Source organism: Mycobacterium sp. NGS54 (assembly GCF_059812465.1).
The window spans coordinates 400,809-420,655 of the sequence record NZ_JCALCS010000007.1 but is presented as its reverse complement, the minus strand read 5'-3'; the positions used below and the strand labels follow the sequence as shown (position 1 = coordinate 420,655).

At 66.0% G+C, this 19,847-nt stretch carries 1 protein-coding gene (only partly in view); it reads right to left on the bottom strand.

What is annotated here, in order from left to right; genetic code table 11:
- Positions 1-3: 3 nt before the first annotated feature.
- Positions 4-19,847: the 3' portion of a non-ribosomal peptide synthase/polyketide synthase gene (locus tag AC5Y5E_RS24015; protein ID WP_499905538.1), read on the bottom strand. The gene runs 8,635 nt beyond the window's last position; only the last 19,844 of its 28,479 coding nucleotides appear in the window; the start codon falls outside the window, past its right edge; the stop codon is at positions 4-6.

Below are 19,847 nucleotides of genomic sequence, written 5' to 3'. Positions count from 1 at the left end.
GTGCTAGAGCAGTCCGAGCAGTTGTAAATCAGTGACGTATTTGATGATGATCGGCGCCGAGATGTGGGGAATGTCCGGATTGCCCTTGTCGGAGCCAATTTCCGCTGATCGCACCGCGGCACGAAACCGATCGGTGGGCGCGATCGATCCGCGGACTGGCGCTGCTGGCTGTGCGTAGTGGGAATCCGCGGTGCGCAACGGCAATTGCCACAGCAGCGAGTGCTGTTGCTGTCGATCCGGCAAGGCACTCAGCGCGGCCTCAAAGCGCCGCAACCACTCCCCAAAGTCATCGATGCGCCGGATCGGGTAGCCGGCCTCGATCAGCCAGTCGACGTACTCGTCGTACCCAATCCCGTCGTCGTGCGGGTTCATCACGTGATAAGTGTGGAACCCGTCGAATACTCGCGCACCGAGCGCGGCGATCGCTTCGGCGACGAATTCGACTGGCAGCCCGTCGAAGTGAGCGCGCTGGCGGTTGCCGTCCGCGTCGCGTTGGTAGAACGAGCCGGGCGCGATCCCAGTGGCCACCAGGGACAACATCAGCCGGGTGAAGTTGTCCGCTACGTTGAGCTGGCCCGCGTAACTGGTGTCGGCCATGATCATGTCGCAGCGAAACACCGCGACCGGAAGGGTGCAAATTTCGTGGGCCTCGCGCAGCAGCACCTCGCTGGCCCATTTGCTGTTGACATAGCCGTTGTCGCTGCTGCGGGTGGGGCTGATGACCCGGATGTCGGCGTCCTCGGTAAACGCCGACGGCTCGATCTGTTCGCTGACACTGCCAGTCGACACATAGGCGTAAGGCTTGAGTTTGGTGGTGAGCGCGATGCGGATGAGCTCGGCGGTACCCACGACGTTGGGCCCGAACAGCCGGCTATAGGGCAGCACGTGGTTGACCACGGCCGCGGGGTCGACGATCAGATCGACGGTGTCGGCCAGGCGCTGCCAGGTTTGCTGGTCCAGGCCCAGGTTGGTTAAGCTTTTGTCGCCGGCGATGACCTCGAGGCGGTCGGCCGCCAATTCCTGGAAGTGACGCAGTAGATCTGCGTCGCTGTTAAAGGTGTCGTCTAGCCGGCGCCGTGCCGCTTTGTCGGACTCGGCTCGTACCAGGCAGATCAGCTTGCCACCGACCACGCCGACCCGCTCGAGCCATTCCAGGGCCAGGTAACGTCCGAGGAAACCGGTCGCCCCGGTCAGCAAGACCGTCCGCACGTCGCTGGGACCCGGCAGGCTCGCCGCGCCGATCAGCGTCGTAGCGTCGATGAACTTGTCCAGTTTCAGGTCGGCGGCGCGCAGGTCGGTGGGGTTGCTGCCGTGCACGGACGTGAAGCGCTGATCATCGGCGGGGCTTACCGCCATCCAGTCGGTGTCTCCGCGCAACCGCCGACTCAGGCTGCGTACGGACGGTGCGTCGAACAAAGTGCGCACCGAAAGGTGCGCGTCGAGGCTGACATTGATCGTGGTGATCACCCGCATCGCGGTAAGCGAGTTGCCGCCGAGGTCGAAGAAGGAGTCGTCGACGCCGACGTGGTCGAGTCCTAGTACTTGGGCGTAGATGTCGGCCAGGATCTCCTCGACCGGGGTGGTCGGGGCGCGGTAGCGGTCGGTGTGGGCGTAGTCGGGGGCGGGGAGGGCGCGGGTGTCGAGTTTGCCGTTGACGGTCAAGGGAATCTGATCCACCCGGATGACCGCGGCGGGGATCATGTAGTCGGGCAGCCGTTGGGCCAGCGCCGTCCGGGCTTGGGCGGGGTCGGCGGTTCCGGTCACATAGCCGACCAGCCGTTTGTCGCCGGGGCGGTCCGCGCGGGCGATCACCACCGCCCGATCGATGCCGGGGTGCTCGCTTAGCGCGGCGGCCACTTCGCCGAGCTCGATGCGGAACCCGCGGATTTTGACCTGCTCATCGGCGCGATCCACGTAGTCCAGCTGCCCATCGGTGCGCCACCGGACGAGGTCCCCGGTGCGATACATCCGTTGTCCGATCCCGCCGAATGGGCATGCCACAAACCGGGATGCGGTCAGCCCACTGCGGCGCCAATACCCGGCGGCCACCCCGGCGCCGGCCACATACAGCTCCCCCACCACCCCGACCGGCACCGGGCGTAACCAGCCGTCCAGCACGAAAAACGCCGCCCCCGCTACCGGCGAGCCGATCGGCGGTGTGCCCGACCCCGCGCCCAATGGCGCCGTCGCGCACGCCCACATCGTCGTCTCCGTCGGCCCATAGGTATTGATCACCGCCCGCCCCGGCGCCCACCGCTCCACCACCTCGGCAGGGCAACGCTCCGCCCCCAACACCAATGACGCCACCGACCCCAACCCCGCCGGATCCAACATCCCTGCCGCCGACGGGGTTTGACTCAACACACTGACCCGCTCGCCGACCAGCAGGGTGTGGAAGTCCTCCGGTGAGCGGGTCACCGACTCGCTCACCACCACCAGCCGCCCCCCATGCAGCAACGCACCCCAGATCTCCCACACCGAGGCATCGAACGCCAACGAATGACACTGCGTCCACACCCCACCTGCCAACCCGATATCCAGCGAGCCCAACAGCTGGGTCACGTTACGGTGGGTGGTCGCCACCGCCTTAGGCACACCCGTGGTACCCGAGGTGTAAATCAGATGAGCAACATCATCCGGGGCCGGACCGGGCAAACCGGTGCACGGATAGCCGCCGACCCCTGGATCGGTGACGTCGAGCACCGCAACGTCGAACCCGGCCAGCCGCCCGGCCAGGCCGGTGGTGGTGAGCACCACAATCGGCGCGGCATCGGCGAGCACCAACCCAATACGCGCCGGTGGATGCTCAGGATCGATTGGCACATAGGCCGCCCCGGTCTTGAGCACCGCCACAATCGCGGTGATGGCCTCGACGGAGCGGGGCAACAGCAGCGCCACCACCTTTGCCCGGCCCGCCCCATGACCAACCAGCACGTGCGCCAACCGGTTCGAAGCCTCATCAAGCTCGCGATAAGTCAGCCGCTGCCCCGCGCAGCTGAGGGCCACCGCGCCAGGGGTGCGAGCCACTTGCTCGGTAAACAACTCCGGAATCGACTCCCCGGCAACGGTTTTACTCAACGCTGCCCGGTTACCGATAACGCCGAGATACCGATGTTGCTGCTCGTCGAGCAGATCAATCGACGACAGCCGCCGCTGGGGGTCGGCGATCATCGCCGCCAGGAGCCGCTGGAGCCACTCGACCAGGGCGGCGATGCTGCCCGGGTCGAAGACCTCGGTGGCGTATTCGATCCGCAGGCCCAATTGCTGGCCGGGCAGCACCTGCAGTGTCAGCGGGTAATGGTTGAACTCACGACCGCTGATCGCGGTGATGGTCAATTCCCCGGCGTCCTGCGGGGAACCCAGGGGATAGTTTTCGTAGGCGAACAGGGTGTCAAACAGACTGTCGTACCCGGTGATTCGGTGAATGTCGGTCAGTGGCAGATGCTGATGATCGACGGTGTCGTTATGGACAGTCTGCAACTGCGCCACCAGATCCGCGGTAGTCGTCGCCGGACTCAGGGTCGCGCGCACCGGCACCGTGTTGATCAACAAGCCCACCATCGACTCCACGCCGGCCACCTCGGCCGGCCGACCCGACACCGTGATTCCAAAAGCGACGTCGTGCTGACCGGTCAACAAACCCAGCAACTGCGCCCACGCCCCCTGCAACACAATGTTGACGGTGCTGTGTTGTGCACGGGCCAGCCCGTGCAGCGCCTCGGTGGCGTCGGATGGCAGCCGCGCCGAGTGCACCGCACGCGCGGCGAACCCCAACCGCCCCGGCGGACCCACCAAAGTCGGCGCCCCAAACCCCGCAAAAACAGTGCGCCAGGCGCTACGGGCGGCCTCAACATCCTGACCGGCCAGCCAGACCAGGAAGCGGCGATACGGCACCGGCACCGAAAGTGCTTGGCCGCCATACGCGGCCACGATCTCCCTCAGCAAGGTCTGCAGCGACCAACCATCCAAAACTATGTGGTGATTGGTCAACACCAGCCGATAGTGCTCAACGTCGGTGCGGATCAACGCCACCCGCAACGGACACTCGTGTGCGAGATCAGCAATGCCGGCACGCTCTTCCACACATATCCACGCAATACGTTCCTCCGGGTCCGCCCCGTTTCCCGTCAGATCGATAAACCGCCACGGCAGCACCGGATCGACCATGATCACCTGCACCGGCTGATCCAGTCCCTCATAGACAAATCGGGCACCAACGTTGGGATGACGAGTCAGCACGGACTGCACCGCATCACGCAAGCGATACTGATCAATCCGACCGGTCAGCGCGATATCGAGTTGCATCGCATACGCATCGGCCAAGCCCTGCGGATCGCTGGTGTGGAAGAGCAGGCCCTCCTGCAGCGGGGTCAGCGGCAACACATCAGCGACCTGGTAGGCGTCTTCGAGGGCCTCGATCTGGGCCTGGCTCAGCCGGGTCAGCGCGAAATCGGACGGGCTGAATCCGCCCCCGCCGCGGGTAACGTGCGTGCTGATGCCGGCCAGGGCCTCAAACCACAGCCCATTCACCCGACTGATCTGTGCCTCGTCGAATGAGGATGACGCCCACGTCCAGTCCGCGCGCAATTGTGGGCCGGCGGTAGTGTCCACGGTGAGCGCGTTGAGCTCCACGGTATGCATCAGCGGCATGGCTATCGCGGCGTGGGCGGGATCGCTGAACAGTGCGCCTGAGTCCACGAACCGCCACTCATGGGCCGACCCGCCGGCATCGCGGACGGTACGACCCAGATAGTTGAACCCGATCGGCGGCTCGGGCCCGCTCAAATCGACGTCGGTGTTGAGGTAGCGCAGCACCCCGTAGGTCCACCCGTCAGGGACGGTGCGAAGCTGCTCTTTGGCGTCCTTGACGACCGTCCCTAGGGGGGCCCCGGAGTCGCGATTTACCCGCAGGGCCACTGGGTATTTGGTGGTGAACCAACCCACCGTGTGGGACAGGTCAAGACCGGGGCCCAGTTCCTCGTGGCGGCCGTGGCCCTCCACATCGATGCCGATCGGCCCATCAGTGCCGAGGAATTCGGCCCACGCCATGGCGAACGCGATCAGCAAAATGTCGTGCACCCCGGCATGAAACTCCGCCGGCACCCGACCCAATAACAGCCGGGTGGTCTCGACGTCCAGCGACACCGACAATTGCCCCGCGCTGGCATAGCTATCCACCTCGGGGCCAACCGCCGGCAGCGCGGCCGGCGTCGCGATGATCTGCTGCCACGCCTGGGTGTGGTCCACCACTTCGCGGCGGCGGGCGTGTTCGGCCAGCACAGCAGCCCATCGCCGAAAGGACGTGCCCTGCGCCGCCAATGCTGGCAGCCGCCCGGCGCGGTGCTGCTCCCACGCGGTGTTGAGATCATTCAGCAAGATTTGCCAGGAAACCACATCGACGGCCAAGTGGTGAATCATCAACACCAGTCGACGCGTCGAGGTCACCCACAACGCGCTAAGCATCACCCCGCCCGCGGGATCCAACCGCGACCGCGCCTCCACCAATGCCTCATCGGACAACACATCGACGCTATCCACTTGGTCGCGGGCGTCCACCGCCGCGGGCGGGCGGGTCTCCATCAGCCACTGCCCCGTCGGGCCGCCGGCACTGACGCGCAGCCGCAACATGGCATGCCGATTCAGCAATGCCTGCACCAGTACCACGACGTCGGCGTCGCTGGCCTCGGCCGGAGCCTGCAGCAGCATGGTTTGATTGAACTCGTCGACCGGGCCGTCCACGCTTGCCAGCCAGCGCATGATGGGTGTCGAAACCAGCTGCCCCACACCGTTATCGGCCCGGGCCTCCCCGACGACCGCCACGGTCGCCAGCCGGGCCACCGCTGCGACGGTTTGCTCGACGAAGATGTCGCGCGGTCGACACAACACCCCGGCGGCGCGCGCCCGCGCCACCACCTGGATCGACAAGATACTGTCCCCGCCGAGGTCGAAGAAGGAGTCGTCGACGCCGACGTGGTCGAGTCCTAGTACTTGGGCGTAGATGTCGGCCAGGATCTCCTCGACCGGGGTGGTCGGGGCGCGGTAGCGGTCGGTGTGGGCGTAGTCGGGGGCGGGGAGGGCGCGGGTGTCGAGTTTGCCGTTGACGGTCAAGGGAATCTGATCCACCCGGATGACCGCGGCGGGGATCATGTAGTCGGGCAGCCGTTGGGCCAGCGCCGTCCGGGCTTGGGCGGGGTCGGCGGTTCCGGTCACATAGCCGACCAGCCGTTTGTCGCCGGGGCGGTCCGCGCGGGCGATCACCACCGCCCGATCGATGCCGGGGTGCTCGCTTAGCGCGGCGGCCACTTCGCCGAGCTCGATGCGGAACCCGCGGATTTTGACCTGCTCATCGGCGCGATCCACGTAGTCCAGCTGCCCATCGGTGCGCCACCGGACGAGGTCCCCGGTGCGATACATCCGTTGTCCGATCCCGCCGAATGGGCATGCCACAAACCGGGATGCGGTCAGCCCACTGCGGCGCCAATACCCGGCGGCCACCCCGGCGCCGGCCACATACAGCTCCCCCACCACCCCGACCGGCACCGGGCGTAACCAGCCGTCCAGCACGAAAAACGCCGCCCCCGCTACCGGCGAGCCGATCGGCGGTGTGCCCGACCCCGCGCCCAATGGCGCCGTCGCGCACGCCCACATCGTCGTCTCCGTCGGCCCATAGGTATTGATCACCGCCCGCCCCGGCGCCCACCGCTCCACCACCTCGGCAGGGCAACGCTCCGCCCCCAACACCAATGACGCCACCGACCCCAACCCCGCCGGATCCAACATCCCTGCCGCCGACGGGGTTTGACTCAACACACTGACCCGCTCGCCGACCAGCAGGGTGTGGAAGTCCTCCGGTGAGCGGGTCACCGACTCGCTCACCACCACCAGCCGCCCCCCATGCAGCAACGCACCCCAGATCTCCCACACCGAGGCATCGAACGCCAACGAATGACACTGCGTCCACACCCCACCTGCCAACCCGATATCCAGCGAGCCCAACAGCTGGGTCACGTTACGGTGGGTGGTCGCCACCGCCTTAGGCACACCCGTGGTACCCGAGGTGTAAATCAGATGAGCAACATCATCCGGGGCCGGACCGGGCAAACCGGTGCACGGATAGCCGCCGACCCCTGGATCGGTGACGTCGAGCACCGCAACGTCGAACCCGGCCAGCCGCCCGGCCAGGCCGGTGGTGGTGAGCACCACAATCGGCGCGGCATCGGCGAGCACCAACCCAATACGCGCCGGTGGATGCTCAGGATCGATTGGCACATAGGCCGCCCCGGTCTTGAGCACCGCCACAATCGCGGTGATGGCCTCGACGGAGCGGGGCAACAGCAGCGCCACCACCTTTGCCCGGCCCGCCCCATGACCAACCAGCACGTGCGCCAACCGGTTCGAAGCCTCATCAAGCTCGCGATAAGTCAGCCGCTGCCCCGCGCAGCTGAGGGCCACCGCGCCAGGGGTGCGAGCCACTTGCTCGGTAAACAACTCCGGAATCGACTCCCCGGCAACGGTTTTACTCAACGCTGCCCGGTTACCGATAACGCCGAGATACCGATGTTGCTGCTCGTCGAGCAGATCAATCGACGACAGCCGCCGCTGGGGGTCGGCGATCATCGCCGCCAGGAGCCGCTGGAGCCACTCGACCAGGGCGGCGATGCTGCCCGGGTCGAAGACCTCGGTGGCGTATTCGATCCGCAGGCCCAATTGCTGGCCGGGCAGCACCTGCAGTGTCAGCGGGTAATGGTTGAACTCACGACCGCTGATCGCGGTGATGGTCAATTCCCCGGCGTCCTGCGGGGAACCCAGGGGATAGTTTTCGTAGGCGAACAGGGTGTCAAACAGACTGTCGTACCCGGTGATTCGGTGAATGTCGGTCAGTGGCAGATGCTGATGATCGACGGTGTCGTTATGGACAGTCTGCAACTGCGCCACCAGATCCGCGGTAGTCGTCGCCGGACTCAGGGTCGCGCGCACCGGCACCGTGTTGATCAACAAGCCCACCATCGACTCCACGCCGGCCACCTCGGCCGGCCGACCCGACACCGTGATTCCAAAAGCGACGTCGTGCTGACCGGTCAACAAACCCAGCAACTGCGCCCACGCCCCCTGCAACACAATGTTGACGGTGCTGTGTTGTGCACGGGCCAGCCCGTGCAGCGCCTCGGTGGCGTCGGATGGCAGCCGCGCCGAGTGCACCGCACGCGCGGCGAACCCCAACCGCCCCGGCGGACCCACCAAAGTCGGCGCCCCAAACCCCGCAAAAACAGTGCGCCAGGCGCTACGGGCGGCCTCAACATCCTGACCGGCCAGCCAGACCAGGAAGCGGCGATACGGCACCGGCACCGAAAGTGCTTGGCCGCCATACGCGGCCACGATCTCCCTCAGCAAGGTCTGCAGCGACCAACCATCCAAAACTATGTGGTGATTGGTCAACACCAGCCGATAACGTTCGGCTGCAGTACAAATCAATACCGCGCGCAGCGGACACTGTTGGGCCAGATCGGCGATCGCGGCACGCTCGGCGGCGCAAATCTGCTCAATCTGCTGCTCGGCGTCCGTCTCGTTACCGGTCAGATCGGCGAACCGCCAAGGCACCTCCGGATCAGCTGGTATCACCTGCACCGGCTCGTCGAGCTCACGGTGGACGAATCGGGCCGCGACATTCGGGTGACGAATCACCACGGTGCGCACCGCCTGATGCAGGCGGTGCGGATCTACCCGACCGGTCAAGGCGATATCCAGTTGCACCACATACGGATCCGTAGAGCCGTGCGAGTCGCTGGTGTGGACGAGCAAACCTCGCTGTAACGGGGTCAGCGGCAACACATCAGCTACCTGGTAGGCGTCTTCGAGGGCCTCGATCTGGGCCTGGCTCAGCCGGGTCAGCCGGATAGCCTCATCGAGCTGGCCCTCGGCTCCTGTGGAAACCCGCGCTATCTGAGCTACTCGCTGCACCGTGCGCTCGATGAAAATGTCGCGCGGCCGGCATAGCACTCCTGCGGCGCGCGCTCGCGCCGCCACCTGGATCGACAAGATGCTGTCGCCGCCGAGATCGAAGAATGATTCGTCGATGCCGACGCGCTCGAGTCCGAGTACCTGCGCGTAGATGTCAGTCAGGATTTCCTCGACCTGGGTGGTGGGGGCGCGGTAGCGGTCGGTGTCGGCATAGTCCGGAGCCGGCAGTGCCCGGGTGTCCAGTTTGCCGTTGGGGGTCAAGGGGATCTGCTCCACCGCGATCACGGCGGCGGGGATCATGTAGTCGGGCAGCCGGTCTGCCAGCGCGGTGCGGGCTTGGGTGGGGTCGGCCCTTCCGGTGATGTAGGCGACCAGGCGCTTGTCACCGGGGCGGTCTTCGCGGGCGATGACCACCGCCTGCTCGACCCCGTCGTGCGCGGTCAGCGCGGCGCGGATTTCTCCGAGTTCTATCCGATAGCCGCGAAGTTTGATTTGGTCGTCGGCGCGCCCGACATAGTCCAGCTGCCCATCGGTGCGCCACCGCACCAGATCTCCGGTGCGATACATGCGTGCCCCGGCGCCACTAAACGGGCATGCCACAAAGCGAGACGCGGTCAATGCGCTGCGGCGCCAGTATCCGGTGGCCACCCCCGCGCCGGCGACATATAACTCGCCGACAATGCCGACCGGCACTCGCCGCAGCCACCCGTCCAGCACGAAAAGTCCCGCGCCTGATATCGGCGACCCAATCGGGGCCCCGGACCCCGCGGTAAGAGGCGCGCTCATCGACGCGTACACCGTGGCCTCGGTCGGTCCATAGGCATTGACCATCACGCGCCCCGGCGACCACCGATCGGCCAGGTCGTGCGGACAAGCCTCGCCGGCCACCACCAGCGTCACGCCGGCAAGCCGGTCGGGGTCGAGAACGGCCAAAGCAGACGGCGTGAAGTCGGCATGCGAAATGCGCTGGCGGGCAATCAGGTTCGTTAACTCTTCGCTGGGTAAGTATTCGTCTGCGTCGGGAATCACCGCGGCCGCCCCGGTCAGCAACGCGCACCACAGGTTGCCCACCGACACGTCGAAGACCAGCGGAGCGAACTGCAGCAGCCGGCTCTCCGGCGTAACGGCAAGCCGTTCAGCGCAACTGGCCGCCAGACCAGCGATGCCGGCGTGGGTGACGGTCACGGCTTTGGGGATACCGGTGCTGCCCGATGTGTACATCAGATACGCAGTGTCATTTGTGTCCGGCGCCGGTAGTGCGGTGCTGGGCTGGGCTTTGAGGGCGGCGTCGTCAATGTCGAGGACCAACAGGTCGGACCCGCCTAACCGCGGCCGCAGCCCGGTGGTGGTGATCACTGCGATCGGCGCGGCGTCGGTGAGGGCGAACTTGATGCGCGCTTGGGGGTGTTGGGGTTCCAGGGGCAGGTAGGCCGCCCCTGTTTTCAGCACCGCCAGGAGCGCCGCGATCGCCTCCACCGATGGGGACAACAGCAGCGCCACTATCTGCCCCGGGCCCGCCCCATGACCAATCAGCCAGTGCGCCAGGCGGTTAGCCGTCTCGTCGAGCTCGAGGTAGGTCTGCGAGCGTCGCCCACATACCAGTGCCACCGCGTCCGGGTTACGGGCCACCTGGGTGGCGAACAACTCCGGAATCGAGCGCGCGGCTCTGGTAGAGGTTAGTGCGGCGAGGTTGCCAACAGCATTGAGGTGGGCATGCTCGGCGTCCTCGAGCACATCAACGCAAGAAAGCCGCTGCCCCGGGTCTGCGCACATCGCTGCCAGCACTCGCTGTAACCGCTCGACCAACAACTCGATACTGGCGGCGGTGAACACCTCGGTGGCGTACTCGACTCGGAGGGTTAATTGCGGGCCGGGTATCACTAGAAGGGTTAACGGGTAGTGGTTGAACTCGCGGCCAGTGATTGCGGTGATGGATAGCCCCGCGACATCAACTGTGGCTGAGGTGTCCAGCGGATAGTTCTCGTAGACGAATAACGTGTCGAACAAGGCCTCGTTTCCGGTGAGGCGGTGGATAGTGCCCAGCGGCAGGTGCTGGTGTTCCAGCGTGTTGTTGTAGACGCTTTGCAATTGCGCCAACAGGTCTGCGGTGGTGGTGGTCGCGGTCAACACTGCGCGTACTGGCACGGTGTTGATGAACAGGCCCACCATGGACTCCGCGCCGACCAATTCGGCTGGCCGCCCCGAGACCGTGGTGCCGAACGCGACATCCTGCCGGGCGGTCAACACGCTCAAAAGCTGCGCCCACGCCGCCTGCAGCACGACGTTGAGGGTGGTGTGCTGCGCGCGCGCCAGGTCGGTGAGCGCCGCGGTGCTGGCCGCGGACAGCTGGAACGATTGTGCGCTGCGCTCGGCGAACCCCAATCGCTGCGGAGGACCCACCAGGGTGGGCTCCTTATAGCTGGCGAACAGGGTTCGCCACACGCGGTGGGCGGCCTCAACATCCTGGTCGGCCAGCCATGCCGGATAGCGGCGATACGGCACCGGGGCCGGCAGCGGCTGAGCACTATAGCCGGCAAAAATTTCTCGCAAAAGGATCGGCAGTGACCAGCCATCCAGCACGATGTGGTGATTGGTTAAAACCAGCCGGTATCTTTCGGCGTCCGTGCGGATCAGCGCGACCCGCAACGGGCACTGCTGAGCCAGATCACCGATGCCGGCGCGCTCGTCGGCGCAGATTTGTTCGATTTGATCCTCAGCTTGCGTCCCGTCGTTGGCCAGGTCGATAAACCGCCACGGCACAACGGGATCGGCCAGGATCACCTGCACGGGCTGGTCGAGCTGTTCGTAGACGAATCGGGCCGCCACGTTGGGGTGGCGAGTAACGACGGTTTGCACGGCCTGATGCAGACGATGCCGGTCGATCCCACCGGCCAACGCGATATCCAGTTGCACCACATAGGGATCGGTCAAGCCGTGTGGATCGCTGGAATGAATCAGCAAGCCCTGCTGCAACGGGGTCAGCGGCAACACGTCAGCGATCTGGTAGACCTGTTCGAGGGCCTCGATCTGGGGCTGGGTCAGCCGCGTGAACGTGAAGTCCGACGGGGTGAACCCCCCTCCGCCGCGGGACACGTGCGTGCAGATGTCGGCCAGGGTCTCAAACCACAGCCGGCTGACCCGGCTGACCTGGGCGGCATCCATTTTGGACGACGCCCAACTCCACTCAGCGCGCAACTGCGGACCGGAGCCGGTGTCCACAGTAAGAGCGTTGAGCTCCACGGTATGCATCAGCGGCATGGCCACGGCCGCTTGGGCGGGATCGCTGAAAGGCGCGCCCGGCTGCACGATCCGCCAGTGCTCAGTGGGGGCCGTAGTGTCAGCCGCGCCGGCCAGCCGGCCCAGGTAGTTGAAACCGATCGGCGGGTCGGGCCCGCTGAGATCGACGTCGGTGTTCAGATAGCGCAGTACGCCATAGGTCCACCCCTGCGGCGACGCCCGAAGTTGCTCTTTGGCGTCCTTGATGACCGCCCCCAGGGTTGCCCGAAAGTCATGGTCCATCACCAAAGCCACGGGGTATTTCGTGGTGAACCACCCCACCGTGTGGGACAGATCGATGTTGGGACCCAATTCTTCATGGCGGCCGTGACCCTCCACGTCGATGCCGATCGCCGCCGTACCACAGTTCAAGAACTCCGACCACGCCAACCCGAACGCGATCAGCAGAATGTCTTGCACGCCCGCATGAAACGCTGCCGGTACCTCACCGAGCAGCATGCGGGTGGTCTCGACGTCCAACTGCACCGACAGCTGGCCCGCGGTCGCAAACGTATCCACCGCCGGATCGACTGCCGGCAGCAAGGCGCGCGTCGCCATGATCTGCTGCCACCGGTTGGCCTGGTCCACAACGTGCGGGCGGCGGGCATGCTCGGCCAGGACCGATGCCCACCGGCGAAACGAGGTGCCCCGCCTGGGCAGCGCGAGCACCTGCCCGGCGCGATGCTGACCCCACGCGGCATTCAGATCATCCAGCACCACCTGCCACGAGACGGCATCGACCGCCAGATGGTGAATCATGAGCACCAACTGGCGGGTAGCGGTCGCCCACAGCGCGCTGAGCATCACCCCGGTCCTCGGATCCAACCGGGACCGCGCGGTAACCAAGGCCTCGTCGGAGAACACCTCGACGGCTTGCAAGCAGCTGCGGGCATCCACCAATCCCGGCGGCTGGACGTCCAACATCCATCGCCCCGTCGTGCCGCCCGCACTGATGCGAAGCCCCAACATGGCGTGCCGATCCACCAACGCCTGTAACAACACCACCACGTCGGCGTCGCTGACCCCGGCCGGAGCCTGTAGCAGCATGGTTTGATTGAACTGATCGACCGGTCCCTGCACGCCTTGTAGCCAGCACATGATCGGCGTGGAAACCAGCTGCCCCACACCGTCATCGGTCTCGTCGTCGAGTTCGGCGATCACCCGGGCCACCCGGGCCACCCGGGCCACGGTGCGTTCGGCGAAAATATCGCGCGGCCGACACAGCACCCCGGCGTCGCGAGCGCGCGCCACCACCTGAATCGACAAGATGCTGTCGCCACCGAGGTCGAAGAACGACTCGTCCGCACCCACCTGGTCAAGGCCGAGCACATGGGCGTAGACGCCGGCCAAGATCTCCTCGACCGGGGTTGACGGGGCGCGATAACGCCCGGTGTTGCCATAGTCGGGGGCAGGCAAGGCGGCCTTGTCAAGCTTGCCGTTGACGGTCAGCGGTAACCGGTCTAACGCGATCAGTGCTGCTGGGACCATATAGTCGGGGAGCCGCTCGGACAGCGCGGTCCGTAGCTGCGAAACCTCAACTCCGCCAGTGACATAGCCGACCAGACGCCTGTCGCCGGGGCGGTCCTCGCGCGCAATGACGACCGCCTGCTCGACTCCGGGGTGTTCGGCCAGCGCGGTGGCCACCTCACCCGGCTCGATGCGGAACCCTCGGATCTTGACTTGCTCATCGGCGCGGCTGAGATAATCCAGCTGGCCATCGGTGCGCCAGCACACCAAATCCCCCGTGCGATACATCCGTGTCCCGGTCCCACCGAACGGACATGCCACGAACCGGGGCGCGGTCAACCGAGCCTGGCGCCAATACCCCGCGGCCACCCCGGCACCGGCCACATACAGCTCGCCCACGACGCCGACGGGCACTGGACGCAGCCACCCATCCAGCACAAACAAAGCCGCCCCCGACACCGGCGAACCGATCGGGGCGCCGGACCCCTGGCTCAGCGGCGCGCTCATCGACGCATATACCGTGGTCTCGGTCGGACCGTACGCATTGATCACCGTGTTGCCCACGGCATAGCGGTCTGCAACCTCGTTACCGCAGGCCTCACCGGCCACCACCAACGTGACGCCTGCCAACCGATCAGGCGGAAGGGCGACCAACGCCGATGGTGTGAAATCGGCGTGCGAAACCTGCTGCCGGGAAATCAGTTCCACCAGTTCCTCACCAGGAAGCGCTTGATCGGCCTCCGGAATCACCGCAGCGGCCCCGGTGAGCAACGCGCACCACAGGTTGCCCACCGACACGTCAAAGATCAGCGGAGCGAACTGCAGAATCCGACTCTGCGACGTAATCCCAAGCCGCTCAACGCAAGTAGCAACCAAATCGCCGATGCCGGCGTGGGTGACCGCCACTGCCTTGGGGACACCGGTGCTGCCCGAGGTGTACATGACATACGCGATGTCGTCGGGGCACGGCGCGGTCGGGGCGGTACTGGGCGGGGCGTCGACAGCTCGGTCGGTGACATCGAAGATCAACAAGCCCGACCCGTCCAGCCGCGACCGGAAGTCGGCGGTGGTGATCGCGGCGATCGGCGCGGCGTCGGCCAGCATGAACTCGATCCTGGCCGCTGGATGCCCGGGATCGATGGGCAGGTAAGCCGCCCCGGTTTTCAGCACGGCCACGATGGCGATAGCGGCCTCGGCGCAATGGCGCATCAGCAGCACCACGACATCGCCGGGCCCGACCCCGTGCCCGGCGAGTAGGTGCGCCAACCGGCTGGCGGCTTCCTCAAGTTCGCGGTAGGTCAGAACCTGTCCGGCGTAGCTGACCGCGATCGCGTGCGGGGTGCGGGCCACCTGCGCAGTGAACAACGCCGGGATCGAAACCGGTACAGCGGCATTGGTCAGCACGGCGCGGCGGGTCGCGACGTCAAGCCAGCTGTGTTCGTGCGCGGCGAGTAGATCCATCGATGACAACGCTCGAGTGGGGTCGGCGCACATCGCTGCAAGCACCCGCTGCAGCCGGTCGATGAGGGTAGCGACGCGGTGTTGATCGAAGACCTCGGTGGCGTATTCCACTCGCAGGCCCAGCCGGGCTCCGGGCGTCACTTGCACGGTCAGTGGGTAGTGGTTGAACTCGCGGCCCCTGATCGCGGTGATCGCCGCCTCCCCGGCGTGCGGTGAGGAATCGAGTGGATAGTTCTCATATACGAGCAGGGTGTCAAACAGGGCGTCGTGGGCGGTGATTCGGTGGATGTCGCTGAGCGGTAGATGCTGGTGTTCGACGGTGTCGTTGTGGGCGTTTTGCAGCTGGGCCAGTAGGTCTGCGGTGGTGGTGACGGCGGTCAAGATCGCCCGCACCGGCACGGTGTTGATGAACAGGCCCACCATGGACTCCGCGCCGGCCAACTCCGCCGGTCGTCCAGAAACGGTGATCCCGAACGCGACATCTTGCTGATTGGTCAGCGCGGCCAGCAGCTGCGCCCACGCCGCCTGCAGCACGATGTTGAGGGTGGTGTGCTGGCCGCGGGCCAGCTCGGCAAGCGCTTGGGTGGTGTGGGCCGGCAGCTGCACGCGGTGCACGTCGCGCGCGGCGAAGCCGAGCCGATTAGGCGGAGCCACCAGAGTTGGCGAGTCAAACTCAGCGAACAGTGTGCGCCAGGCGCTGCGGGCGGCCTCGACGTCCTGGCGAGCCAGCCAGGACGTAAAGCGGCGATAGGGCACCGGTGGCGGAAGTGCTTGGCCACCATAGGCGGCCAAGATCTCGCGCAGCAGGATCGGCAGCGACCAGCCGTCAAGGACGAGGTGGTGGTTGGTCAACACCAGCCGATAGCGCTCGGGCGCAGTACAAATCAGCAACGCCCGCAGCGGGCACTGGTGGGTGAGGTCAGCGACCGCCGCGCGCTCGGCAGCACAGATCTCCTCGACGCTCTCGTCGGGGTGCGCGCCGCCGTCGGTCAGGTCGACAAATCGCCACGGCACAATGGGATCGGCCACGATCACCTGGACCGGCTCGTCGAGCTGCTCGTAGACGAACCGGGCCGCCAGGTGGGGGTGGCGAGTAAGTGTGGTTTGTACCGCTTCGTGCAGACTGTGGCGATCAATGCGGCCGGCAAAGTCGATTTCGATCTGCACCACATAGGGTTCAGCGGAGCCGTGTGGGTCACCGGTATGGATGAGCAAGCCTCGCTGTAGCGGGGTCAGCGGCAAGACATCGCTGATCTGGTAGGCGCGCTCGAGCGCCTCGATCTGGGGCTGGCTTAGCCGGGTGAAGGCGAAATCTGACGGAGTGTGTCCGCCGCCGCCGGCCGTGACGTGCGCGCAGATACCGGTCAGGGCCTCGAACCACAGTTGGCTGAGTCGGTCGATCTGGGCGGCATCGAGTTTGGATGGCGCCCAACTCCAATCGGCGCGAAGGTGCGGGCCGGCGTCGGTGTCGACGGTGACGGCGTTGAGTTCCACGGTGTGCGGCAGTGGCATGGCCACCGCCGCGCAGGTGGGGTCGCTATACAGCGCACCCGAATCCACGATCTGCCATCCCTCAGCAGATGCGCCAGGACTACGCGCGCCGCCCAGCCGGCCCAGATAGTTGAACCCGACCGGCGGGTCAGGCCCGCTCAAGTCGACGTCGCTGTTCAGGTAACGCAGCACACCGTAGGTCACGCCGTCGGGAACGGCGCGAAGCTGCTCTTTGGCGGCTTTGACGTACGCGCCCAGTGACGCCTCGCCGGTGACAACCTGTGACCAGCTCAGACCGCTGACCGTCAGCGCCACCGGGTATTTGGTGGTGAACCAGCCCACCGTGTGAGACAGGTCGAGGTTGGGTGCGAGTTCCTCGTGGCGGCCATGGCCTTCCACGTCGATACCGACCGCCCCGTCGTGTAGGGGCAGGAATTCCGCCCATGCCAAGCCGTACGCGATGAGCAGGATGTCTTGCACCCCAGCATGAAACGCCGCAGGAACCCGCCCCAGGAGCATGCGTGTGGTATCGGCATCCAATGACACCGAGAGATGGCCCGCGGTCAAAAACGTGTCCAGCGCGGGATCGACCGCGGGCAACGCCGCAGGGGTCGCCGTGACCTGCTGCCACAGGCGCGTCCGGTCCGTCACCTCCGGGCGGCGGGCGTACTCGGCCAACACCGATGCCCACCGTCGAAAGGAGGTCCCCTGGATCGGCAGCGCCACCGGCTGATCAGTGCGGTGCTGCTTCCAGGCGGTGTTGAGACCATCCAGCAGGATCGGCCATGACGCCGCGTCGATGGCTAAGTGGTGAATTACCAACGCCAGCTGACGCGTCGCGGTTATCCATAACGCGCTGAGCATCACCCCGGCGGTCGGGTCCAACCGGCACCGCGCTCTCACCAACGCCTCGTCGGTCAACACATCGACGGTGTGCACGCACCGACGGGCATCGGCCGCTCCGACCCCGGGCACCCGTAACGACCAGCCCTGGGCGCCGATTTCGTCGACCTGCAGCCGTAACATGGCGTGGCGATCCAACAACGCCTGAACCAACACCACCACATCGGCCTCGCTGACTGCCGGCGGGGCCTGCAGCAGCATGGTTTGGTTGAATTGCTCGAGCGAACCCCCAATGCTCGTCAGCCAACGCATGATCGGGACCGCGGCCACCTGCCCCACGTCGTCATCAACGGGACCGCCGCCTCCGGCGGTTACTCGGGCGATGCGGGCCACTCGGGCGACGGATTGCTCGACGAAGATGTCGCGCGGCCGGCACAGCACCCCGGCCGCACGCGCGCGGGCAACCACCTGGATCGACAAAATACTGTCTCCACCCAGGTCGAAGAATGACTCCTCGACGCCGACCCGATCGAGGCCGAGGACACGGGCGTAGATGTCGGCCAGAATCTCCTCGACGGGGGTAGCCGGGGCGCGATAGCGATCGGGGTCGCCGTAGTCGGGGGCTGGTAGGGCGCTGGTGTCGAGTTTGCCGTTGACCGTCAACGGCAGTTGGTGCACATTCACCAGTGCCGCTGGGACCATGTATGCCGGGAGTCGCTCGATCAGTGCGGCGCGTAACTGCGAAACCTCAACCATGCCGGTGACATAGCCGACCAGGCGCTTGTCCCCGGAGCGGTCTTCGCGGGCGATGACCGCCGCCTGATCCACCCCGGGGTGTGCGGTCAGTGCTGCGCTCACCTCCCCGAGTTCGATGCGGAACCCGCGGATCTTGACCTGCTCGTCGGCGCGGCCGACGTAGTCCAATTGGCCGTCGGCGCGCCAGCGCACCAGATCGCCGGTGCGATACATCCGCATCCCGGGTCCGCCGTAGGGGCAGGCCACAAACCGCGACGCCGTCAAACCCGACCGGCGCCAATATCCACACCCGACCCCGGCGCCGGCCACATACAACTCCCCCACCGCTCCCACGGGCGTCGGATGTAACCACCCATCCAGCACGAACAACGCGGCCCCGCTCACCGGAGCTCCAATCGGCGCCACTCCCGATCCCGGCTCCAGCGGCGCACTAGTGGTGACACACATCGTCGTTTCGGTCGGGCCGTAGGCGTTGATCATCACCCGCCCAGGGGCCCACCGATCCACCAGCTCGGCCGGACAACGCTCGCCGGCAACCACCAGCGCCACCGAACCCAACCCGTCACCGGACAGCATTCCCAGCGCCGACGGGGTCTGGGTCAGCACTTCTACCTGCTGCTCAATCAACAACTCGCGCAGCCGATCCGGCGACGTGGTCACCTCCTCGGGTACGACCACTAACACGCCGCCCTTCAACAACGCTGCCCATATCTCGCCCACCGACGCGTCGAACGCATACGAATGACACTGGCTCCACACCCTCGCCTGACTCGGGCCGAATTCGCGACCCAACGCAGCGAACACCGACTCCCCGACAAAAAGTTGCGTGACGTTGCGGTGCGTCACTGCCACCCCTTTGGGACTGCCGGTGGTGCCCGAGGTGTAAATCAGGTGGGCGATATCATCGGGGGCCGGCGGCGATGGTGCGGTGACTGGTTGGGCGCCAACATCGGGGCCGGCTAGGTCTGCGATGTTGATGACCCTGATGTGCTGGCCGTCGAGCCGCTCGGCGAGAGTATCGCTGGTGATCGCGACGATCGGCGTGGCGTCGGCGAGCATGAAACCCACCCGTGCCGCCGGCAGCGTCGGGTCGATCGGCAGATAGGCGGCGCCCGTCTTGAGCACCGCCAAGATCGCAACGATCGCCTCGGCCGAGCGGGAAAACAGCACCGCCACGCACTGTCCGGGGCCCGCGCCATACCCAGTTAACAAGTGCGCCAACTGGTTTGCCGTTTCATCGAGTTCCCGGTATGTCATGGACCGGCCCTCGTAAATCACCGCCACCGCCTCGGGGGCGCTGGCGACTTGAGCGGTAAACAGCTCCGGAATAGACCCCTCGGCTGTCGGTTGGCTCACCGCCGCGCGGTGGCCGAAGCCTTGCAGTTGAGCGTGTTCTGCGGCATCCAGCAGATCCACTGACGACAACCGCCGCCTAGGGTCGGCGGTCATCGCCATCACCACCCGCTCCAACCGCGCGATCAGCGCCTGGATGCTGTCCGCGTCGAAAAGGTCGGTACGAAATTCGACGGTGCCGTAGATGCCGCCGGGCTCGCCGGTTTCGGTCCAGCCTTCGACCAGAGAGAAAACCATGTTCA